This is a genomic window from Acetobacter senegalensis, assembly GCF_001580995.1.
Lineage (GTDB): Bacteria > Pseudomonadota > Alphaproteobacteria > Acetobacterales > Acetobacteraceae > Acetobacter > Acetobacter senegalensis.
Window position 1 is genome coordinate 25,592 of record NZ_LHZU01000118.1, and the last position, 20,795, is coordinate 46,386.

Here is a 20,795-nt window from a genome sequence, read left to right on the forward strand (position 1 = left end):
ACACTTTCAGACAAGAGACAAAAATTAGTTGGTGAGCGGCACCGGCGGCGGCAGGGCATCTCCCCCGCGCTCCAGCAGTGAGCCACTGCTGTAGGAGGAATTGGCCCGCGCTTCAACATAGCCAGCGGCAGGCGCTGCGGTGCGCCGCGTGCGCGTGGCGTGCCAGCTTGCCACCGTAACCGGCAGCGGATGGCGAACCTGCTGTTCGGTCTCGTTCTCCTGCGGCGCAGGGCGCGAGGTCAGAGCCGCTACATGGGCAACAGCGGGGGCCGTGCGGTGTATAGCGGGTTGTGCCGCCGGCGCAACACTGGCCACAGTTGTAACAGGCTGAGCCACCGGCGCGGCCGGACGGCTGGTTTCAGCCAGAACGGTGGGGGCGTGGCGCACGGGGGCAGGCCGCGTAACGGCGGCTACCGTACGAGCCGGTGCATCACTGGTGTCTTCATCCAGCATGTGGGGTGCTACATCATGCCGGATAACGGCGCGAATGGGCGGCCGTGCATGGGCAGGAGTAGCATCAGCCACAAGGGTAGGGGCGCGAGGCGTTTCTGCTGTATCGTCATCATTGCGGTCATGACGCGCTACAGGCTTGGCATCCGCCGTAGCCACGGCAGGCGCATGCACAACCGGAGCCGTAAGGGCAGGTGCTGCAACAGAGTCAGCAGAAGCCAGCGTGGCAGAGACCAGCCCAGCCCGCGGATCTTCTGCCGGACCACGCCCGGTGGAGGGCAGGTGCTTGTCCAGATCCGCCATGCGCACGAACTGTGATGGGTCCATGGGGTGAAGGCTTGCCAGATGGTGCTCGGCCAGACGGGTCAGGCGTTCAGGCTGGTTTTCCAGCGCCCATTCCGTGCGCAGCATGGCGGTCTGGGACCGCATGCGCTCCGTGTCAGACACGATTTTGGAAATCTGCTGATCCAGAACCGTTGTCTGATGTTTCTTGGTGTACAGAAAGAATCCCGATGCAATGGCCAGGACAGCGCAGCAGCAAGTAAAAGGCCGGGGGATCATGGATTCAGTCCTTTGCCTGAGAAGGAAACATCAGTAGGGCGCTTTGCAACGGCACGCAGGCGTGCGCTGCGGGCACGTGGGTTGGCGGAACATTCTGCATCACCCGGGCGAACGGGTTTGCCGGTCAGCGCAACAAAGGGGGCATCATCTGCCTTTGTCATGGCTGCACGCGGGTCATAGCGGGAGAAGCTCTGGCTCTTGCCTGTGGCATTGCCCAGAACACGTTTTGCAATGCGGTCTTCCAGAGAATGGAAGGACACAACAACAAGTCTGCCGCCGGGTGCCAGCAGATAAAGCGCCTGCTCCAGCCCGCGTTCAATTTCGCCAAGCTCATCATTCACGGCAATGCGCAGGCCCTGAAAGGAACGGGTGGCGGAATCAATGCCAGAGCGGTCAGACGGCACAACCCGGCGGATCAGCCCCGCCAGTTGCGCCGTGGTGGTGAAGGGGGTTTCAACACGGTCCGCCACAATGGCGCGCGCCACGCGGCGGGCGTGTCGTTCCTCACCATAGAAATGAAAAATGTCAGCCAGTTCGGCTTCACTTGCGGTATTGACCACATCCGCCGCCGTGCGCCCAGTGCGGGCCATGCGCATATCCAGCGGGCCATCCTGCTTGAAGGAAAAGCCGCGTTCGGCTTCATCCAACTGGAAGGAAGACACGCCCAGATCCAGCACAATGCCATCAAAAGCGGGAGCTTCTGCCTGCTGCGTCAAATCCCGCATGGTGCCAAAGCTGCCGTGCAGCATATGCAGGCGCGGCTTGCCAGAGGCTTCGGCAAAGGCTTTTGCCAGAATGTTGCCGCGCACAATGGCGTCCGGATCACGGTCAATAGCCCATACGGTGCAGTCGGCTGCGTTCAGAATGGCGGTTGTGTACCCGCCGCCGCCAAAGGTGCAGTCCAGAATGGCGTTGCCATCAGCTGGTTTCAGGGCTTCCAGCACTTCCGTCAGCATGACGGGAATGTGGCCGTTGGAGACAGAGGTGGGGAGGGATAGAGGCAGAGCGTTCATGATGCCTCGCCATCTCGAGCGGCGGGAATGCTTACGCGGCGGGAGCGCAGGCGGGCTTCTGCACGGCGCTGCTTGGCGGCTTCGGGTTCCCAGATCTGAAAAGTGCGTCCAACACCCATGAAGGCGGCATTGGCGGCTTCTGTCAGCCCGGCATGTTCACGCAGGAAATCAGGCAGAATGATACGGCCTTCGCGGTCCGGGTCCATGGGGTAGGCATCCGCATACAGGGCTGCGGCCAGATCGTCGTGTTCGTCAGAAAACATGTCCAGCCGGTCAAGCGGTTGAGTCAGGCGGGCAAACGCGGCGGCGGGCCAGGCTTCAATGCAGGGCATGGTGTGCGATGGCCGGAGAATCACCAGAGAGTCGCCTTCAGTATGCTGGGCCTTCAGGACTGAGCGGAACCCGGCCGGAATCGAAACACGCCCCTTGGCGTCGAATCGATTTTCATGCGTGCCGAGGAACACACTCACGAGAGACGAAATCCTTCCGAGTCAGACCTTTCCGTTCACAGAACAGCGGGGAACGGTGCCGCCTCCACCACTTTCATGGTGTGGTTTGGGATAGCATGGGATTTTATGGGAAGCAAATTAAAACAACAGAAAAAACAGCAGAAAACTGCGGTTTGCAAAGTATTGTCCTAGAACTGTTTAGCAGCGGTAGATGGCCAATACTGCAAAACCGAACAAGAGATTGACACTATTTGTTCTTCAAATGTTCTTTTTTTGGGGAGGAACGTGTCAGAACACCCATGAAAGCCCATGCTTTGGGGCAGAAAAATGGAAGATGCCAGACGGCCTGTAAGCCGGGTTCTGTCCGGCCCCAAAAAGGGGCGTGGACGGTCATTCCTCTGGGACCCGCCTTGCAGCGGGCCTCACGCAACCAACCCGAGCGACGGGGCGAAAGAACCCCTGAAACCCTTGCGGGTTTCTGCCGCTCCTATTCGGTCTTGCTCCCGGTGGGGTTTACCGTGCCTCCTCCGTTACCGGAGGAGCGGTGCGCTCTTACCGCACCGTTTCACCCTTACCTTCAGTGCTGTCCCACGGTTTCCCACGGGGCAGAACCCGGAAGGCGGTCTGTTTTCTGTGGCACTTTCCCTAAGGTCACCCTCGCCGGTCGTTAACCGGCACCGTTCTTCCGTGGAGCCCGGACTTTCCTCCCCCTTGCAAAGCAAGGCAGCGACCGTCCAGCCGTCTGGCGTGCGCACCCTGCTGCCAGAGCCGGACCAGGTCAAGCGAAAACACACGCTGCACCATTGCCCTTTATGAACAGGATGTGACAGCTTTGTATCTGCTGGCATGGTGCGCTCTTAAAGAGCATAAAAAGGAGAAGCAGCGTTTCATGGTGGACCCGTCAGGCTTTTTGCACGCAGAGACAACGCCAGTACGGCCTGCGTTATCAGCGCGTTTGTTGCTGTGGTGGATCAGATGGCAAGCGCAACGGCGGCGTAAACATTCAGAAGCCGAGGCAACCACGCCAGACCCGTTACCCGTGCCGGAAGAAGCTGTGGAACACACGCAGGAGCAGGCACAGGAGGCCTTTCTCAAGGCATTGCGGCAAGCCATGGATACGCCTTCCTTCCCCACCCGCCTTTCTTCCGTGCCTTTACGCAAGGTGTATGCCCTCTCCGTGCCCGGTGCTGCGGGCCTTATGCCTGCACGGCTTTATATTCCCCATGGGCGGGTGCGGGGTGCCGTGCTGTATCTTCATGGCGGCGGGTTTGTGCATTGTGGGCTGAACTCCCATCACGGCATATGCTGTCGTCTCGCGCGCAGTTCTGGCGCGGCGGTGCTGATGCCTGATTATCGTCTGGCACCGGAGCATCCCTATCCCGCCGCAGCGGATGATGCGCTGGCGGCATACCGATGGCTGGCAGATCTTTCCCGTCAATACTGGGGCGGCAAGGTGGCCGTTGCCGGAGATAGCGCGGGTGGAAATCTGGCCGCAGTGGTGGCGCAGGATGCAAAAGCGGGTCGTTGCCCCCAGCCAGCCTTGCAACTGCTGTATTACCCATCCCTATACGGAGCGGAAACGTTTCCGTCCCATGATCTGTATGCGGAAGGCTATTTTCTCTCCCGTCGCTCCATGGAATGGTATGGAGATCAGTACATCGCGCGGGAGGAGGACTGGACCTCTCCGCGTTTTGTGCCCGGCCATCAGCCTGACCTGCACGGTCTGGCCCCCGCCATGATTATCACAGCGGAATGTGACCCCATGCGGGATGAGGGGGCGGCGTATGCACGGGCGCTAACTGCGGCAGGTGTGCCCGTACAGTATCTGTGTTGCCGTGGCGCTGTGCATGGGTTTCTGAATTTCTATTCCCTGATGCCGCCCGGTAAGTTCGCGCTCAGACGGGGCGGCCGCGCCTTACGCAAGGCCTTTACCCCATAAACAGAAAACGGAAGGCGGGGTAAGCGCGCCTTCCGTTATCAGACTTTATTCTCGGGATGCTTCCATGACCCTTTTATGGAAGAGGATGGAACGTGCCCGGTGAGCCTTGGTCAGACTGAATGATCCGGTTCATGCGGTCCACTTGTAACGTGAACAGTTTGGGCAGATCGCCCTTGGGGCCGGGGCATGTGCCGGAATGTTTCTGCATCACATCAATGCGGGAGGCATTGGGCGGGTCATTCCCGTTCACCACAAACAGCAGGCAGTCCGGCCGATCATGAGACATACCGTTATGGGTCACCACCACACGCAGGTGGCGCACAAGGGCGCTATCATCAAACCAGCTTTCGGGCCGGAAGGTGTAGCGGTCTGTCAGGGTGTCAATCATGCCGCTCTTGGCCAGCACAATCATCAGCACCGTAATGGGCAGAACCAGAGCCAGACGCCGCACAATGTGCTGGCGCAGGCTGCGTTTCTTCAGTGGCCCACGCGGGGGAACGGAGGGTTTGGGTTTGTCGGTCATGTCAGCATGTCCTCATGCCACATGGCTCCATCACGCGCCAGAAGGGCGCGGGTGGAGGCCGGGCCCCAGCTTCCGGCCGGGTAAGGTTCCAGCGGGGAAAGTCCCTGCCGCCATGAGGACAGAATGGGTTCCACCCATCGCCATGAGGCTTCAACTTCATCACGGCGAATAAACAGGGCGGGGTTGCCGCGCACGGCATCCAGCAGCAACCGTTCATAGGAATCCTGATATTCCATGGTGAACTGGTTTTCGTAGGAGATGTTCAGCGCTGCATTTCGCACTCTGAAGCCACCGGCCCCCGGGTCCTTGGAGGCAAGCACCAGCGAGAGGCCTTCATCCGGCGCAATGCGGATCACCAACCGGCCCGGGGAGGGGGTGTTGGTGAAAATGGGCCAGACCTGAGGGCGGAACTGAAGCACGATCTCGGTGGTTTTGGCTGCCATCCGCTTGCCCGTGCGCAGGTAGAAGGGCGTGTTGCCCCAGCGGGAGGTGCGGATCTTGGTGCGGATGGCCACAAAGGTTTCCGTGTTGGTCGCGCGGTCATGTCCCAGATCTTCCGCGTAGCCGGGCACATCCTTGTTCTCAATGCGGCCCGCAGTGTACTGGCCGCGGATAACGTTCTGGCGCACCATGTCCGGGGTCATGGGGCGCAGGGCATTCAGCACTTTCAGCTTCTCGTTGCGCAGATCATCCGCGCTGAGGGAGGCCGGATCATCCATGGCCAACATGCACAGCACCTGAAGCAGGTGGTTCTGCACCATATCCCGCATGGCGCCGGATTCGTCATAATACGCACCGCGGGAGCCAACGCCGACGGTTTCAGCCGCCGTAATCTGCACATGGGCTATGGCATCTGAACTCCACAGTTTTTCCAGTGCCGGGTTGGCAAAGCGCAGGGCCAGCAGATTCTGCACCCCTTCCTTTCCCAGATAATGGTCAATTCGGTAAATGGACTCTTCAGGAAAGAAGCGGCCCACGCCATCATTGATCTGGGTGGCGGTTTTCAGGCTCACGCCGATCGGCTTTTCCAGCACCACACGGGTGGCGCGTGTAATCAGCTTATGCTCGGCCAGTGCTGCACACAGGGGCGCATACAGGGCCGGGGCGGTCGCCAGATAATAAACCCGCGTTCTGGCCTGATCCTTCAGGGCGTCTTTCAGTTCATCCCAGTTGCTGTCAGGCTTGGTGGCGTCCAGCGCTACATACGTCACACTGCCCAGAAAACGGTCAAGAACAGTGGTGTCTTTTGCCGTATCTGGTGCAAATTCCTTTAGAGCCTGCCGCACCTGCTGGCGGAATTTGTCCGGCGTGTGGGCGGAGCGCGCAATGCAGATGATGCGGGCATCCTGTGTGAACTCTCCGGCATGGAAGCGGCGCAGGAACGCAGGCAGCAGCTTGCGCATTGTCAGATCGCCCGTGGCGCCGAAAATTATGAAGTCAAAGGGGTCAATCAGATTGACATGCGCCATGAATTTTTTACTCCCGCAGGATGCGTGGGGTTCCCTTATAAACGCCGGGAACAGAAGTGGTGATGCACACTGTCGTTGTTACGAGCCCGAAGGGGAGGCGAGCAAGGGGCAGGGTTTGTCTGCAAGGCTTCCGGCTGTCAAGGCAATTGACCGCAGGCCCCGCGCGCGATAAGCCCGCCGCTTTGGTGCACAGGTCGTGCGGGCAGCGTGGCTGCACGCCTGATGGCCTGAGCATGGCAAGCAAACAGGGGGACTGACGCATGGATAACGAAGGTTTTTCCGGTGGGGAAGACGCCGCTGTAGGTGGCATTGCCGCAGACCGGCTGCGTAGCATTATTGAACGGGTTGAGCGTCTGGAAGAAGAACGCAAGGCATTGGCCGGAGATATCAAGGATATCTTTACAGAAGCCAAGTCCGCCGGGTTTGATGTAAAGGTGATCAAACAGATCATCCGTCTGCGCAAGCAGGAGCCCGCAGAAATTGAGGAGCAGGAAACCCTGCTTGATATCTATCGTCGTGCATTGGGCATGTAACGGGCTGCACGGCTCCTGATGGCGTATTTCCTGACGGAAATTGCTAGGGAAACGTGCGGAAAAATGGCGCGTGGGGTCTGCTGTTTATGATGTCACTGTCTTTTCCTGACTGGATGCCACTCTGGGCGCAGCTTGTGCTCATGGCGGTGGGGATTGTGTTTGGCCTCGGCTTCCTCATGATGCCCTTTGCCGTGTTTGGTGTAAAAGGGCGTCTGGCGGAGCTTGAACTGCTTGTGCAGGAACTGCATGCAGATGTGCGGGCCATTTCCCTGCGTCTGGCATCTGTGCAGGGTGTGGAAACAGGCCGTCTGTCACGGGATATGTATGACCGGCCCCAACCTCCCGGACAGGCTGTGGTGGAAGAAGTGCGTCCTCCCGAACCTGTGCGGCCTGCGGGGCCGCCGTCACCACCGGTTCTGGGGCCGCTGCGTGCGCCGCGCGTCTCAGACGCCTATGAACCGCGGCAGGATGCGCCTCCTGCACCGCACGTTGCCTCGGAACGTTCCTCTCCTCTGTCCACGCGCCGGATGCCTTGGCACGAACCTGTGTCTGAGCGGGAAGAAGGGCGTGCAGAACCGCAGGCGCATATCCGGCGGCGTGATCTGGCACCAGATGCCAACCAGCCGCCCTATCGGCCAGATTTCTCTCGTGAGCGGGAAGATCTTCACACACCCAGACGTCATGACCCTGAAACAGGCCGCACGGAACCGATGCTGAACTGGCCGCCGGGCAGGCCTTCCATTCAGGAATAGGGTGGCTTTAAAAAATTCCCCGGCGCTTTATGCCGGGGTTTCAGACCATCACCAGATCATCACGATGAATGATCTCGTCACGGCCCTGCCAGCCAAGAATGCCTGCCAGTTCCGATGAGCGGTGGCCCGCAATCCGCCGGGCGTCATCCGCATCGTAGGATGTCAGGCCACGGGCCAGAATGCGCCCGCTCTCGTCAATCACTACAACCAGATCGCCTTGCGTAAAGTCTCCCTTCACGCCTTTCACACCGGCAGGCAGCAGGGAGCCGCCATGGTTCAGGGCGTCTGCCGCGCCCAGGTCAATCATGATCTCGCCAGCCGGGGTCAGGCTTCCTGCAATCCATTGTTTGCGGGCTGTCTGGCTACAGGTCTGCGGCAGGAACCAGGAGCAGCGGGCTCCTTCAAGCAACGCGCGCAAGGGGTGGTGTGTCTTGCCCAACGCAATGGCCATTGCGCAGCCTGACCGTGTGGCAATGCTGGCTGCCAGCAGTTTGGTGCGCATTCCGCCCGAAGAATAGCCGGGCGGTGGTTCGCCCCCCATGGCTTCAATATCAGGCGTCAGTGTTTCAATCACTGGCAGATGGGAGGCGGTGGGGTCTGTGCGGGGGTCCGCTGTATAAAGTCCATCAATGTCAGAGAGCAGAACAAGCTGGTCGGCATCCGTCATCTGCGCCACGCGAGCGGCCAAACGATCATTGTCTCCAAAGCGGATTTCAGCCGTGGCAATGGTATCGTTTTCGTTGATGACGGGTACACACCCGAGGCCCAGCAGGGTTTCCAGTGTGGCACGAGCGTTCAGGTAGCGCTTGCGGTCTTCCGTATCTTCGGGCGTCAGCAGAAGCTGGGCGGCTGTTAAACCCTGCGCAGAAAGAGCATGGCTCCAGGCCTGCGCCAGACTGATTTGACCGACTGCTGCGGCAGCCTGTTTTTCTGCAAGACGCAGTGGTCCGTTAGTTAGCCCCAGTGTGTGGCGGGCCAACGCAATCGCGCCGGAGGAGACAACCGTAACATCCGTTCCCTGTTTTCTCAGCAGGGCGATATCTTCCGCAACGCTGGCCAGCCACGCCTGCCGAGGGGCGGCGTTTTCCGCATCCACCACCAGCGCGCTGCCAATTTTGACAACAAGCCGCCGCGCGGAAGAGAGGGAAGGGGGAGTGGGGCGTCCGGTCATGGAAGAATCCGTTACTGGCAGTGTGGCCTTTACCGGAGAGGGTTAAAGCATATCCCGCCCGCTGCGAGTATCCACAGGGCCGGAATATGTCCGTTTACACCCCCAAGGCGGGGGTGAAACGGTTGTGCGATGCCTTATCCTCTTCCCGTGTTCTTGTGCCGGCTTTCAGGCATTGGTCTGGGGCCGTCAGGAGGAGGCGTTTTCCGCTTCTTCCCGACGAATAAGCGTGACACGGTCCTGAATGGTCCGCAGCAGTTCCGGCACCCCTTGGCGGGAGGCGGCAGAAATCAGCATGACGGGTGCGCCACTGGCTTTTTCCAGCGCCCGGCGGCGTGCTGAAGCTTCCTGCGGGGTCATGGCATCATTCTTGTTCAGCGCAATAATTTCCGGCTTTTCAGCCAGACCGCCGCCATATTCCGTCAGTTCATGGCGAATGGTGCGCCACGCATCCACAACATTGCCCGCAGCGCCGTCAATCAGGTGCAGCAGCACGGCGCAGCGTTCCACATGACCCAGAAAGCGGTCTCCAAGGCCTGTGCCTTCATGCGCGCCTTCAATTAGCCCCGGAATATCCGCGACCACGAATTCTTCCGTCATGGAGAGACGAACAACCCCAAGTTGCGGGTGCAGGGTGGTAAAGGGATAATCCGCAATTTTCGGGCGGGCGGCGGAGACAACAGACAGGAAGGTGGATTTGCCAGCATTGGGCATGCCCACAAGGCCCACATCCGCAATCAGCTTCAGGCGCAGCCATACCCAGCGTTCCTCACCCGGCCAGCCTTTGTCCGAGCGGCGAGGGGCGCGATTGGTGCTGGTCTTGAAGTTGGCGTTCCCAAACCCGCCATCTCCGCCACGGCACAGGGTTACGCGCTTGCCAGCCTCATCCAGGTCAGCCAGCAGAGTCTCACGGTCATCATCCATGATCTGGGTGCCGATGGGCACCTTGATGATAACGGGCTGTGCTGCGGCCCCCGTGCGGTCTGACCCTGCACCGTTTCCGCCTTTGCGGGCGCGAAAATGCTGGGTGTAGCGGAAGTCGATCAGGGTGTTCAGGTTGGGCACGGCTTCAAAAATGATGTCGCCACCGCGGCCACCATTTCCACCGTCCGGTCCGCCGAACTCAATGTACTTCTCCCGGCGGAAGGCGGTTACGCCGTCTCCACCATCGCCCGAACGGACATAGATTTTTGCCTGATCAAGAAACTTCATGGGGTAAGGGTACTTTCAGTGCCAAAACAGGAAAAGGGGCCGATCCTGAGGACCGGCCCCTTTCGCCATTCCGGCCACGGGTATAACGCGCAGCAGGGGGGCTTGATGCTTATTCAGCAGCAGCCGGCAGCGCATCAACAGAAACGTGCACGCGGCCTTCAGCGCGACGTTCAAAACGAACGCTGCCATCAATCAGAGCGAAGATGGTGTGGTCACGACCGACACCAACGTTTGCGCCCGGCTTCATCTTCGTGCCGCGCTGGCGGATGATGATGTTACCGGCAACAACCTGTTCGCCACCAAATTTCTTGACGCCAAGGCGGCGTCCGGCGCTATCGCGCCCGTTGCGGGATGAACCGCCAGCTTTCTTTTGTGCCATGACCTAAGTCCTCCTGGTCTTGCCTGCTCTTGAACCCTGATGCGGGATTCAGGCGGCGTTGATCTCTTGAATGCGCAGAACGGTAACCGGCTGACGGTGACCATTCTTGCGGCGGCTGTTCTGCCGGCGGCGCTTCTTGAAGATGATGACCTTCTTGAGGCGGTCCTGAGCGATGACGGTTGCCGTCACCTTTGCGCCAGCTACGGTGGGGGCGCCAATGGTGGTGGTGCCTTCGCCACCTACGGCAAGAACCTCATCAAACGTGATGGTTGCGCCAGCTTCGGTTTCCAGTTTTTCAACCTTGAGCACCATGTTGGGCTCAACCCGATACTGCTTGCCGCCGGTGCGGATAACTGCGAACATAATAAACGGTCTCTCTTTCCGATCTCTCAACCTCCCGCGGCAGTATGCAGGCGAGTGGTCTGGACGCTTTTTGTTCTTGTGCCGCACAGGCGGCATGCCTCCCTCTGTGGGGAGTGGTGCGGCCTTTTAAAGGTTTGCTGTGGCCTCCGTCAACAAAAACATGCACAGCATCCCGCTTGCACGCGCATTCAAGCCCGCTTATAAGCCAGCTTCACGGAGAGGTGCCGGAGCGGTCGAACGGGGCGGTCTCGAAAACCGTTGTGCGAGCAATCGTACCGAGGGTTCGAATCCCTCCCTCTCCGCCAATCACCCTTACAATACAGTTTTAATTAATATCACAAATGGCGGATTTCTGCGGATGTCCTCTCATTTCGTGTTGCATCCCAACTCATCAAATTGCACTGTATCCCACTGCTCGCGTGGTATGGAGTGTGGGAATAGATGGGCCGGTTATCAGCGACCTCTGTAAAAGCCACCAAAGAGCCTGGACGCTATGGTGATGGTGATGGCCTCTATCTCGTTGTGACTCCCTCGGGGAGTAAATCCTGGGTTTGTCGCGTCCAAAAGAACGGCAAGAGGCGAGATATCGGCTTAGGCAGCGTCAAGAAGGTACCCTTGGCCCTCGCAAGAGAGCGTGCCGTTAAAACGCGAATGCAGGTCGAGGTCGGAATTGATCCCGTCTCAGAGCGCCGTAAAGAGGCAGGCATTCCCACATTTCGCGAGGCCGTTTCTCTGGTCTTTGCAGAGAACAAGGCGAGCTGGAAAAATCAGAAGCACCGCGCTCAGTGGTTGTCCACGTTAGAGCGCTATGCGTTCCCCATCATTGGTGACCTCTCCATCTCGGAGCTCGACGGACACCATGCGCGCGATGTTGTCGCCCCCATCTGGTTAGAAAAGCCCGAAACAGCGCGCCGGGTTCGTCAGCGCATCGGCAGCGTGGTCGATTGGGCTATTGGCAAAGGTTACCGAACCTTACCATTGCCCCTCGCGGCAATGGACAAATCTCTCCCGAGAATTAAATCCAAGCCCGTTCACCATGCAGCGTTGCCCTATGTGGAAGTGCCGCAATTTCTGTCTTATCTCCAAGGCGGCGACTCAATCGGTCGCTTAGCCCTGTCGGTCCTGATCCTCACGGCGACACGCTCTGGCGAGGTCAGGGGTGCAACGTGGGATGAAATTGACTTCGAGAATGCTCTCTGGACGATTCCGGCTGAGCGTATGAAGGCTGGCAGGGAGCATGTCATCCCTCTCTCACCGTCCGTACTCGCGCTTTTGCAGAAAGCTGCGACCTATCGGGAGGCACGGAGTCCTCTAGTCTTTCCAGGGCAGCGAGGAGCGAAGCCGCTGTCGGACATGACGCTGACTAAAATTTGTCGAGACGCCAAAATTGAAGCCGTTCCACATGGTTTCCGATCGTCGTTCCGGGACTGGGTCGCAGAAGAAACCACCTTTGATGGCGATATCGCCGAAATGGCCTTGGCTCATGCGATCGGAAACAAAGTTGAGGCCGCTTATCGCCGGGGAAACTTGTTAGAAAAACGGCGCGTCATGATGAATGCTTGGGGTGATTATGCCTCAGGTACAGCGGAAAATGCTGACCATGCATAATCAGTATCAAGAAGATGATATCTACAACGAGGCTGCAAGACGAGTAGGTCAGGGAGACATTGTTTCTGGGAAAAAGATTGTAAGAACTTACACAAAGAAAACGCTAAAAGAAATAACGAAATTAAAATCTAAATATATTACTGTATCTATTTGTTTAGGATTTGTTTTGTTTTTTTCTATTTTTGCATATATTGATCACTTAACGGAAAATAGATTTAAAAATATTTCTTCTACATATTTTGTGATTGCTATATTTTCCATTTTAATTATGGCCATTATTTCTTTTAATTTCGGAAGAGTTGCGCAATATTTTTCTCCACTTTCTAAGCGCCTACTATCAGAACATCGGAATATCCCCCCTGTCATCGAAAGCCTTTTCGATGACTTGAGAAATGGCTCATGGGAGGCTTCGATTGGTGGAAAGCAGATGCCCTCGTACCTGCTGGATAGCCCTTGGCGCATGCTTCTTGTCGGGGGAGCAGATGTGAGAGAGCGACGGCATGAGCTTTGGTGTTTATTTAAACCTAAGCTTGCTGGGGATATCTGTGTTCGCAAAATACCTAGCGGTCAACATCCCACAGATAGACCAGATATTGCTTCGATACACGTCCAAAGCGGCAGACAGGAGACGACTGAAATTGCTCTTGAGGACGCAGCACGCGAAGGTCACGGAACTCCCAGCGATACAGATACGCCGAGAGAACCACCCGCCGCCTATACCGCGGAAGTAATTCAAGGCAGCCATAGTGTTACGAGAGAAGGCAGGCTGCTTGAGGAGTTTCGGTCTATCTTTCCTACGCAATTCAAGGATCTGCTCGAATTCCTTCAAGATCTCCAATTAGAGCGCAAATTAAAAAGATCACACCAGTGGCCGGGTGAAAACAGTGAGAAGTGGCTGATCATCTTTCAAACCTGTCATGAGGTCGCAAAAACTACGGGGAATGTCGAAAGCACCGGCAAGCGCCTTATTGCCGAATGTGTAACTGCACTGGAAAAAGCCAAAGATGAAAACCGCATCAATGAAGTGGGCCTGACCACAGACTCCCCGTCGACCGATTGGGTAAAAGGCTTTGTGCATAACGGGAAAGGCTATGGTTGGATTTATGACGGGATTTTTGAATTCAACAGTTTTAACGAGATAAAATAATTAAAAAATAGCCTTAAAAATCAACTGGTTATAATTTAACCTTTATTTTGGCTTGCTGGTGGAAGGTTAAATTCACACAGCGCCGATTTCACTTCATAGGGTCGGCATCGTTCCAAACGAAACAGGATGGACCACGATGCATAAATCCGGACCCGATGCTTTCCTCCTCACGATCGATGATGTGCTCCGCATGACGGGCTACCGCAGCCGATCGAGCATTTATCGTCTGATGAAGCGCTCCCAGATTCCGCTACCGATCATGGTCGGCGGAGGGCGCGTCCGATGGCGCTCTGGCGACATTGAGCACTGGCTCAAGAGCCTCCCGACCCAATCCTACGGCTAGCGGTCTGAGGCAGCGCCTGCGTCGTTAAACGCCGCGCCGCCCCAGACCTCCCGAACATTCTCACCCTTCCCATGACTTTGCGTCCTCGAACGCGAAAAGGATCTCGCATGCCCGTGTTCCTGAGTGCTTTTGCACGCCTTCAGTCCTGGCTATCGCCCGCCTCTGATCAGACCCTCTCGGTCAAAGCGCCTGCCCGTATTCTTCGGGGGGTTGGCCCCATCATTGAGAAGCTCATCACTGATGACAAAATCGGCGAGAGCTACCGGTGCGCCACGTCGCACTGGTTTCGCTATGACGTACCCCCTCTGGAGTATTATCATGGCTCCACATCGACCTGCGTTATCTCCGGCCCGTTGCTGAAGCATGGCAAAGCCTACCGCCCAACAGGGGCGATTATTCAGACACCCGGCTTCGATGTTCGCCTCCCGCCAGAAGACGCTTACGACCTGGACCAACAGATCCAGATCGCCATCGAAAACACGATCGCCGATTGGGTCGCGGATTACCACGAGCGCGAGCCAGCCCCTGAGCCCCTCCATCCACCGGGTCCAACAGTCGATCTCGACGCGCTCCTTGACGACACGGCGTCCGTGTTTCATCCAGACTCATTAGAGACACGGTTTGCGTCGCCTAAAACGCGGAAACAGCGCCGTTCGACCTCCTCATCCAAGGGAGGTCAGCATGTCTAAACGACAGCCTGTCTCTCTCCCGTTCGATCGACCCGAGACTTCGTCTCGGGCCACAGAAAGAAGAACACACCCCACGCACTGGCCTGCGGCTTGGGGCTGCGCTTTTCAGCGCGTGCGATCCGCCTACACATCCGGCGGTTCTGGTCGACACCTTGGAACGCCTAGATTTTCCGAGAGTGCGGATGGCCTACACGGGCAGGTGCAGCCATGAGCACGGTCCAGCACACTCTGCGCCTGCCAAGGGCGCTCGATCAGGCTCTACGCAAGCACGCGGCAGCTCGCGAGCTGACTCCTTATGCACTCTTACAGCTCTGCGTTCGCAGCGGACTCGCGAGCGCAATCGAAGAGCGCGGCCAAACCTCACTCCTCAACGAGATCGCGCGAGAGCTTGGAACCCTCAGCGCGCGCCTTGCCCATGTCGAGCGCCTCACAGAACGCACGCTCTATGTGGCGTGCGCTGCCTATGTCTATGCCCGCGCCGCAACTCCGGCCCGTGTCGATGACACCCAACTCAGTGATGACATCACGGCGGCTTTTCAGCGCCAGCTTTCTCATGCCGGAGACGCCTCATGAGCAATGATCTTGACCAACGCGCTCATGCTCAAGCTTTGCGCGCCCTTCGACGCGCCGAGAGCGGCGCCCGCGCCCGCCAGGCTCTGCTCATCATCCTGTTCGTGGCCCTCGTAACTGGCCTGCTGGCCGGTCTTGCCACGACACAACGGGAGACACTGCGCCTGGCAGCCCCCTTTCTCTACGCAGAGGCGCAACGCCCCGTCATGACGATGACGGGCAGAGACGTTCCGATGCGCGTGAGTATTGAGGGCAAAACCTACGACACCGGCGCGCAAGAGGTTTTGAGTGAGCCTTGGCTCCTGGGGCGTATGGTTGGCCTAATGGAGCGCGTTGCACTCGGCCTGATCTTGGGTGCAGGTGCCGCGATTGTGGGTCTTTGGCTGACCAAGGACAAACGACAGCGCAAAGCCGCTGCTGAGCTGGCAGACCGCTATATCAGCGGAACGCAACTGGTCTCAGCCCAGACGCTCGCCCAGGCCACGGCCAACCCCGACGACCCTGCACCACTCTTCATCGGATCAGTGCCGATCCCGCGCGGTTTTGAAACCCGCCATTTTGAGCTGGATGGCTCGACGGGGTCCGGCAAAACCACAGCCATGCGCCAGATGCTTGATGGCATTGAAGCCCGTGGCGAGCCTGCGATTGTCTATGACATCTCCGGCAGTTTCGTCGCTCAGTATTATAACCCCGTGCGGGGCGACATCATTCTCAGCCCCTTTGACGCACGTGGGGTCTATTGGAATCTCTTCGACGAGATTCAGCATCCGGCGGATGCAGCGCGGCTGGCACGTTACCTGATCAACGAAACCGGAGACCGGGATCGGGATGTCTGGTTGGAGACGGCGCGCATCCTGGTCGCCAATATCTTGCGCCAGCTTTGGGAGGAACAACGGGGAACACCGACCGCACTGATTGAAGCGCTCCAATATATGACGAGCGAGGAACTGGGCCGATGGCTGGCCCATACCTCCTCAGCGCGCACTTTTGCCCAGGATGCAGAACGCGCCACAGCCAGCGTGCTCTTCATGCTCGCCAAGGCGGTCAATCTGCTGATGTTCCTGCGGGCTGAGCCGGAACCGGGTACGACAAGCTTCTCCTTTGCATCGTTCTTCGGTGGCCTGGACAAGCACAAAGGCAGAACACGCGCCCCTTGGGTCTTTGTGCCGCGCAAGGAGGACTATTTTGAAGCGGTCAAACCGCTCATGGCGCTTTGGCTCGAATGTGCGGCCTCGGCGACTTTGGCGCTGCAGCCCTCAAACACGCGGCGCTTGTGGTTTGTACTCGACGAGTTCCCTGATCTTCCACGCGTTGACAATATGACGCGCCTCTTGCCCCAAGGGCGACAGTTCGGGGCTGCGATCATCCTGACTTTTCAGACCATCGGTCAGATGCGCAGCCGTTATGGCGAGCAAGATGCCCAAGCCATTTTGGGCAACTGCAACACGAAGCTGTTTCTTCAGCTTTCAGATACAGAAAGCCGAGAGCGCGCCTCTGCCACGATCGGCAAGGTCGAGGTTGAGATCCAGACCGTCTCGGGCGTGATGGACGCCAAGACCCGCAAGCCCCAGATCACCGTGAGTTCTCGGCGTGAGGTCCGGCCTGCTGTGATGGAGAGCCAGCTCCGCCTCTCTCCAGGGCGCGGCTATCTGCTCCTTCCTGATGGTCTGCCCGTGGCGCAGATCACGCTCAGCACAGACCACATTGCGGCCCGTGGCGCTCCAAAAGCCGCAGCTTTTGAGGCAATCGACCCAGCCAAAACATTCTGGGGCAAAAAAGACAGACAGAATGCTGTGCGTGATGACGCCGCCCGTGAGAAAACGCCATCCAAGACGACGCAAAAACCGACATCAGCCATTCCACCCAAGCCCACGCGTGATCGGGGGCCTGTCTGATGGTGGCGACCGTCTCCGGACTGACCAATGCGGCACAAGCCAGCGCCTATTACGAGGCCGATGACTATTATTCTGAGGATGGCACTGCGCCGTCTATCTGGCTGGGAAAAGGTGCGGCTGAGCTGGGCCTCTCTGGAGAAGTCGATCAGGAGGCGTTTACACGCCTCCTTCATGGACAGATCACAAAAGATCAGCGTCTGGGCACACATCGCGATGGAGAATGGAGCCATCGCCCAGGGTGGGATCTCACGTTGAGTGCGCCAAAGTCCGTATCGGTCATGGCGGAAGTTGCGGGCGATCGTCGTCTCATCGAAGCCCATGAGGCAGCGGTCCAGCGCACCCTTGCCCTTGCCGAGCAGCATTTGGCGGCAACCCGCATCCGGGAGGATGGAGAGGTTCGCCGTGAGATGACGCAGAATCTTGTGATTGCAAGCTTCCGGCACGGGACCAGCCGCGCGCTCGATCCGCAGCTCCACAGTCACAACGTCATTTTGAACATGACGCAGGGCCAAGACGGTCAATGGCGGAGCTTGGAACCACGGGCCCTTTATCAACTCCAAAAGCAGCTTGGCGCGCTTTATCGCCAGGAATTGGCGCATGAGGTGACAGAGCTGGGCTACGGGATCACCAAAGGCAAAGATTCAAGCTTTGAGATTGCCGGTCTCTCTTCTGAGAGCTTGGAGGCATTTAGCCAAAGAGCGCAGGCGATCGAGGCGCAACTGGCGGAACGTGGAAAGTCCCGTGCTCAGGCCAGTGCAGCCGAAAAACAGACGATCGCGCTGGATACCCGCCAAGCCAAAGAAGCCGTGCCCCAGGCTGAACTCGTGCAGGCTTGGAGAGAGGCCGCCGATTCAGCGGGACTGACGGAGGAAAAGCGCCGCCAGCTTGTGGCAGAGGCTCAGGGGCGCCTGGCGGCGCAATCGGCTCAAAAGAGTTCCAACGCGTTTGGCCGGGAGCTGTTGGCGGATCAGGCTGTTGCTCAAGGGGCGGCGATGCTGGGCGAGCGCAATTCTGTCTTTGCCACGACTGCGCTGCATGAGGCGGCAGGACGCTTTGCGATTGGTGCGGTCAGTCAGGCCGAGATTGCCGAGGCGATCACACGGGCTGAGACGGCTGGCGGCCTGGAAAGGCGGACCTATCTCGATTATCGGGGGGCAAGCTTTGAGGGGATGACGACGGCGGCCAATATCGCCCATGAGATGACGCTCTTGCGACTTGAAGAGGACGGACGGCACCAAGCGGCGCCCATCCTCTCACCCCTTGAGGCTGGCAAAGCCGTGGCTGAAGTCGAGCAGCGCTCAGCCCTCAAAGGGCATACCTGGAATGAAGAGCAGCGGGCCGCGACCACTCAGATCCTCACGAGCAACAATCAGATCGTTGGACTCCAAGGCTACGCAGGCACTGCCAAGACATCGACGGTCTTGGCAACGGTTGCAAAGAGTGCGGAAGCGCAAGGCTATCGCGTCACAGCCCTGGCCCCGACCGCCTCAGCCGCGCAGGTGCTGGGAGATGCGCTCGACAGTCGAGCCGATACCTTGGCGCGACATCTTCTGGCGCCAGGACGCCCCAGCTCCCAGCCTCAGCTCTGGATTGTCGATGAGGCGTCTCTTGTTTCAGCCAAAGACATGGCGAAGCTCTTGAGCACAGCGCAGAGCCATCGGGCGCGGGTGCTCTTGGTGGGAGATATCAAACAGCTTGGCTCCATTGAGGCCGGAGCGGCCTTTGAGCAGCTTCAAGAGGCGGGCATGGAGACGGCCAGGCTGACGAGCATCCTGCGTCAAACCAATGAGCATACGAAGGCGGCGGTCGAAGCCAGTTTAGAGGGGAATGCCAAGAAGGCCTTGGAGGCCCTGGATCGCGGCGGCGGACGTGTCGTGGCAATTGCTGATCGTGAGGGCCGTTTTGCGCAGATTGCCGAGGATTATGCCGCTCTCAGCCCCGAGGAACGGCAGAAAACGCTGGTCATTGAGCCATCACGTGAAGGACGGGATGCTTTGACCCAGGACATTCGAAACAAGCTCATTGAACGTGGTCAGCTTGGAGCTGAAGTTCTTAAGGCGACGAAATTTGTGTCCAAAGACCTCACCAAAGCAGAGGCCAAACGAGCGGAGAGTTATGAGCTCGGCGATATTGTGCGCTTTGCGAAGGATTACGCCGATAAAGGCGTCTCGCGGCATGGCGCCTATCGGGTCATCCAGGCGGATGAGGCCAAGAATGTGCTCACGCTTCAAGATGAGCGTGGGCGAGAGCTTGCCTGGCACCCTCGACAATGGGGAGCGGCACAAGCTCAAGTCTATCGCGAGGAAGCGCTAGAGCTTCGCGTGGGGGATCGCGTTCAGTTTACGCGGAACGACAAAGCGGCAAAGCGCGTGAATGGGCAGCTTGGGGAGGTGATTACAATCGACCCAGACCGAGGCCTTGCCCGCGTCAAACTCCAAGGCAACCGGATTGAGACATTGAACTTGGAGAGCGCGCGAGACAGGCATTTCTCGCATGCCTATGTGTCTACTGCTTTTGCAGCTCAGGGGCGGACAGCGGAGCGGGTGTTTGCCAATGCGGAGAGCTCGGCCACGCATCTTTTGGAGCAAAAGAGCTTTTATGTGGCCCTCTCACGCGCGAAGGTCGAAAGCGTGCTTTACACGGATGACCGCTCGAAAATGCAGGTCGGACTCCAGGAGCGTGCAGGAATAGCGACGCGCGCGCTTAAGGAACGCGGAGCTGACATGCAGGACGGGAAACAGAAAGCGCAAGAAAAGGCTCAAGCCGCCAGTCTTGCCCTATGAGGAACAGTATTGTGCCTCTTGCAATCTTATGTAACCAATTAGGATATGCTTTGGCCGTTTGAACTTCATCGATCCTATCATCGTCGCAATGATATTCATGCGCGTTTTGGTGGTCAGCAACAGGGCGGCATTTCAACGCCGGCTGACGCGCCTGGGATCTTCATTTTTACCGGGCACGGCGCGGGCCATGTTGGCTACCAAGATGCTTTCGAAGCAGATGGGAGTTTCCGCTATACGGGGCAAGGCCAGCTTGGCGATATGCGGATGATCTCGGGAAACCGAGCCATCCGCGATCATGTGCAGAACGGCAAAGATCTTCTGTTGTTTCAGCAGACCAAGAAAGGTGGCCCGGTCCGGTTTGAAGGACTCTATGTCTGCGGAGGTTGGGAGATTGAGCAGCAGCCCGATATGGACGGTCAGCCACGGCAGGCGATTGTCTTTACATTGGTGCCTCAGAACGGGCTTTCCAGCGAGGCTGAAGATCTTGCGGAGGGCGCTCCGATTGATCTTTCGTTAGCAGAACTGAGAGAGCGAGCGCTCCAAGCAGCTGTTGGATCCAATGAGACCAGCCCGCGTATCGCGTTGGCGAACGTAAGAGCTCGCAGCAAAGCAGTACGGGATTACGTTCTGGCGCGTGCTGCTGGGGCATGTGAAGCTTGCAGAAGTCCAGCTCCGTTTTTGACGTCCTCGGGGCAGCCCTATCTCGAAGCACATCATATCCACAAACTGAGTGATGGCGGTCCGGATCACCCAGCATCGGTCGCTGCAGTTTGCCCAAACTGCCACCGTCGGGCGCATTTCGGAGAGGATCAGATAACCTTGAACAACGAATTGCTCGAGCGAGTAAAGCAGCTTGAAAAGTGACGGGATGTTGTCGGCAATGGGGGGGGAGAACGAACCCGCTGCGCGGGATTGGTGCGGTGTGCAGGTCTGTCACCACGGCGTGAGC

At 58.3% G+C, this 20,795-nt stretch carries 20 protein-coding genes, 1 tRNA gene and 1 other RNA gene; 12 read left to right on the top strand and 10 right to left on the bottom strand.

Annotated features, from left to right (window positions below):
* Window positions 1–24 precede the first annotated feature (24 nt).
* From ftsL to rnpB, 4 genes are all read right to left on the bottom strand, one after another.
* Window positions 25–1,011 (bottom strand): cell division protein FtsL, encoded by a 987-nt coding sequence (gene ftsL / locus AD948_RS06045; RefSeq protein WP_061471123.1) that lies wholly within the window; start codon window positions 1,009–1,011, stop codon window positions 25–27.
* Entirely contained in the window at window positions 1,008–2,024 is a 1,017-nt protein-coding gene (gene rsmH / locus AD948_RS06050) for a 16S rRNA (cytosine(1402)-N(4))-methyltransferase RsmH (protein WP_061471124.1), read from the bottom strand. Before rsmH ends, ftsL begins: the two co-directional genes overlap by 4 nt.
* Entirely contained in the window at window positions 2,021–2,494 is a 474-nt protein-coding gene (gene mraZ / locus AD948_RS06055) for a division/cell wall cluster transcriptional repressor MraZ (protein ID WP_035380402.1), read from the bottom strand. Before mraZ ends, rsmH begins: the two co-directional genes overlap by 4 nt.
* A 312-nt stretch (window positions 2,495–2,806) precedes the next feature.
* An RNA gene (gene rnpB / locus AD948_RS06060) (RNase P RNA component class A) lies at window positions 2,807–3,219 on the bottom strand.
* Window positions 3,220–3,296: 77 nt separating this feature from the next.
* On the opposite strand from rnpB, the gene AD948_RS06065 reads away from it, so the two are divergent.
* A complete protein-coding gene (locus tag AD948_RS06065) occupies window positions 3,297–4,412 on the top strand; it encodes an alpha/beta hydrolase (protein WP_211264441.1) in 1,116 nt (371 codons plus the stop codon).
* Between the two features lie 73 nt (window positions 4,413–4,485).
* On the opposite strand, the gene AD948_RS06070 is transcribed toward AD948_RS06065, so the two are convergent.
* Together AD948_RS06070 and zwf are read right to left on the bottom strand one after the other, a co-directional pair.
* Window positions 4,486–4,935 carry a hypothetical protein gene (locus tag AD948_RS06070; protein ID WP_045542797.1) on the bottom strand — a complete coding sequence of 150 codons (450 nt, stop codon included), beginning with the start codon at window positions 4,933–4,935 and terminating at the stop codon, window positions 4,486–4,488.
* Window positions 4,932–6,404 (bottom strand): glucose-6-phosphate dehydrogenase, encoded by a 1,473-nt coding sequence (gene zwf / locus AD948_RS06075; RefSeq protein WP_061471125.1) that lies wholly within the window; start codon window positions 6,402–6,404, stop codon window positions 4,932–4,934. Before zwf ends, AD948_RS06070 begins: the two co-directional genes overlap by 4 nt.
* A gap of 260 nt (window positions 6,405–6,664) precedes the next feature.
* Between zwf and AD948_RS06080 the strand changes: the two genes are divergently transcribed.
* Window positions 6,665–6,937, top strand: coding sequence for a DUF2312 domain-containing protein (locus tag AD948_RS06080; RefSeq protein WP_006559171.1), 273 nt, complete (start codon window positions 6,665–6,667; stop codon window positions 6,935–6,937).
* A gap of 86 nt (window positions 6,938–7,023) precedes the next feature.
* Window positions 7,024–7,689, top strand: a complete 666-nt coding sequence (locus AD948_RS06085) for a hypothetical protein (protein WP_058989068.1) — start codon at window positions 7,024–7,026, stop codon at window positions 7,687–7,689.
* 40 nt (window positions 7,690–7,729) lie between these two features.
* On the opposite strand, the gene proB is transcribed toward AD948_RS06085, so the two are convergent.
* The 4 genes from proB to rplU form a co-directional block, all read right to left on the bottom strand.
* On the bottom strand, window positions 7,730–8,860 hold the full coding sequence (proB, locus tag AD948_RS06090) for a glutamate 5-kinase (RefSeq protein WP_061471126.1): 1,131 nt from the start codon (window positions 8,858–8,860) through the stop codon (window positions 7,730–7,732).
* Window positions 8,861–9,046: 186 nt separating this feature from the next.
* Window positions 9,047–10,069: a GTPase ObgE gene (obgE, locus tag AD948_RS06095; RefSeq protein ID WP_006559168.1), complete on the bottom strand. Its 1,023-nt coding sequence runs from the start codon at window positions 10,067–10,069 to the stop codon at window positions 9,047–9,049.
* Between the two features lie 109 nt (window positions 10,070–10,178).
* Entirely contained in the window at window positions 10,179–10,448 is a 270-nt protein-coding gene (gene rpmA, locus AD948_RS06100) for a 50S ribosomal protein L27 (protein ID WP_006559167.1), read from the bottom strand.
* A 48-nt stretch (window positions 10,449–10,496) separates the two neighbouring features.
* Window positions 10,497–10,811: a 50S ribosomal protein L21 gene (gene rplU, locus AD948_RS06105; RefSeq protein WP_006559166.1), complete on the bottom strand. Its 315-nt coding sequence runs from the start codon at window positions 10,809–10,811 to the stop codon at window positions 10,497–10,499.
* Between the two features lie 215 nt (window positions 10,812–11,026).
* Between rplU and AD948_RS06110 the strand changes: the two genes are divergently transcribed.
* The 9 genes from AD948_RS06110 (at window position 11,027) to AD948_RS06150 (ending at window position 20,710) form a co-directional block, all read left to right on the top strand.
* Window positions 11,027–11,116 (top strand) — tRNA-Ser (locus AD948_RS06110).
* A gap of 136 nt (window positions 11,117–11,252) precedes the next feature.
* On the top strand, window positions 11,253–12,419 hold the full coding sequence (locus AD948_RS06115) for a tyrosine-type recombinase/integrase (protein WP_061471127.1): 1,167 nt from the start codon (window positions 11,253–11,255) through the stop codon (window positions 12,417–12,419).
* Window positions 12,367–13,566, top strand: a complete 1,200-nt coding sequence (locus tag AD948_RS06120) for an MFS transporter (RefSeq protein WP_156478958.1) — start codon at window positions 12,367–12,369, stop codon at window positions 13,564–13,566. Before AD948_RS06115 ends, AD948_RS06120 begins: the two co-directional genes overlap by 53 nt.
* 136 nt (window positions 13,567–13,702) lie before the next feature.
* Complete coding sequence (locus AD948_RS06125) at window positions 13,703–13,909, top strand: helix-turn-helix transcriptional regulator (protein ID WP_061471129.1); 207 nt, start codon at window positions 13,703–13,705, stop codon at window positions 13,907–13,909.
* Between the two features lie 107 nt (window positions 13,910–14,016).
* The gene (locus AD948_RS18110) at window positions 14,017–14,598 is read left to right on the top strand and encodes a hypothetical protein (RefSeq protein WP_156478959.1); all 582 of its coding nucleotides are present in this window, start codon (window positions 14,017–14,019) and stop codon (window positions 14,596–14,598) included.
* A gap of 207 nt (window positions 14,599–14,805) precedes the next feature.
* A complete protein-coding gene (locus AD948_RS17610) occupies window positions 14,806–15,171 on the top strand; it encodes a hypothetical protein (protein ID WP_248845937.1) in 366 nt (121 codons plus the stop codon).
* On the top strand, window positions 15,168–17,063 hold the full coding sequence (locus AD948_RS06140; RefSeq protein WP_061471132.1) for a type IV secretion system DNA-binding domain-containing protein: 1,896 nt from the start codon (window positions 15,168–15,170) through the stop codon (window positions 17,061–17,063). The genes AD948_RS17610 and AD948_RS06140 overlap by 4 nt, the downstream gene beginning before the upstream one ends.
* A complete protein-coding gene (gene mobF, locus AD948_RS06145) occupies window positions 17,063–19,846 on the top strand; it encodes a MobF family relaxase (protein ID WP_061471133.1) in 2,784 nt (927 codons plus the stop codon). The genes AD948_RS06140 and mobF overlap by 1 nt, the downstream gene beginning before the upstream one ends.
* 45 nt (window positions 19,847–19,891) lie before the next feature.
* Window positions 19,892–20,710, top strand: coding sequence for an HNH endonuclease (locus AD948_RS06150; RefSeq protein ID WP_061471134.1), 819 nt, complete (start codon window positions 19,892–19,894; stop codon window positions 20,708–20,710).
* Window positions 20,711–20,795: the final 85 nt, after the last annotated feature.

Coding starts and splice junctions, on each gene's coding strand:
- ftsL (WP_061471123.1), bottom strand. CDS start 1,011: ATGATCCCCCGGCCTTTTACTTGCTGCTGCGCTGTCCTGGCCATTGCA.
- rsmH (WP_061471124.1), bottom strand. CDS start 2,024: ATGAACGCTCTGCCTCTATCCCTCCCCACCTCTGTCTCCAACGGCCAC.
- AD948_RS06070 (WP_045542797.1), bottom strand. CDS start 4,935: ATGACCGACAAACCCAAACCCTCCGTTCCCCCGCGTGGGCCACTGAAG.
- zwf (WP_061471125.1), bottom strand. CDS start 6,404: ATGGCGCATGTCAATCTGATTGACCCCTTTGACTTCATAATTTTCGGC.
- AD948_RS06080 (WP_006559171.1), top strand. CDS start 6,665: ATGGATAACGAAGGTTTTTCCGGTGGGGAAGACGCCGCTGTAGGTGGC.
- AD948_RS06085 (WP_058989068.1), top strand. CDS start 7,024: ATGATGTCACTGTCTTTTCCTGACTGGATGCCACTCTGGGCGCAGCTT.
- proB (WP_061471126.1), bottom strand. CDS start 8,860: ATGACCGGACGCCCCACTCCCCCTTCCCTCTCTTCCGCGCGGCGGCTT.
- obgE (WP_006559168.1), bottom strand. CDS start 10,069: ATGAAGTTTCTTGATCAGGCAAAAATCTATGTCCGTTCGGGCGATGGT.
- rpmA (WP_006559167.1), bottom strand. CDS start 10,448: ATGGCACAAAAGAAAGCTGGCGGTTCATCCCGCAACGGGCGCGATAGC.
- rplU (WP_006559166.1), bottom strand. CDS start 10,811: ATGTTCGCAGTTATCCGCACCGGCGGCAAGCAGTATCGGGTTGAGCCC.
- AD948_RS06115 (WP_061471127.1), top strand. CDS start 11,253: ATGGGCCGGTTATCAGCGACCTCTGTAAAAGCCACCAAAGAGCCTGGA.
- AD948_RS06120 (WP_156478958.1), top strand. CDS start 12,367: ATGCTTGGGGTGATTATGCCTCAGGTACAGCGGAAAATGCTGACCATG.
- AD948_RS06125 (WP_061471129.1), top strand. CDS start 13,703: ATGCATAAATCCGGACCCGATGCTTTCCTCCTCACGATCGATGATGTG.
- AD948_RS18110 (WP_156478959.1), top strand. CDS start 14,017: ATGCCCGTGTTCCTGAGTGCTTTTGCACGCCTTCAGTCCTGGCTATCG.
- AD948_RS17610 (WP_248845937.1), top strand. CDS start 14,806: ATGAGCACGGTCCAGCACACTCTGCGCCTGCCAAGGGCGCTCGATCAG.
- AD948_RS06140 (WP_061471132.1), top strand. CDS start 15,168: ATGAGCAATGATCTTGACCAACGCGCTCATGCTCAAGCTTTGCGCGCC.
- mobF (WP_061471133.1), top strand. CDS start 17,063: ATGGTGGCGACCGTCTCCGGACTGACCAATGCGGCACAAGCCAGCGCC.
- AD948_RS06150 (WP_061471134.1), top strand. CDS start 19,892: ATGCTTTGGCCGTTTGAACTTCATCGATCCTATCATCGTCGCAATGAT.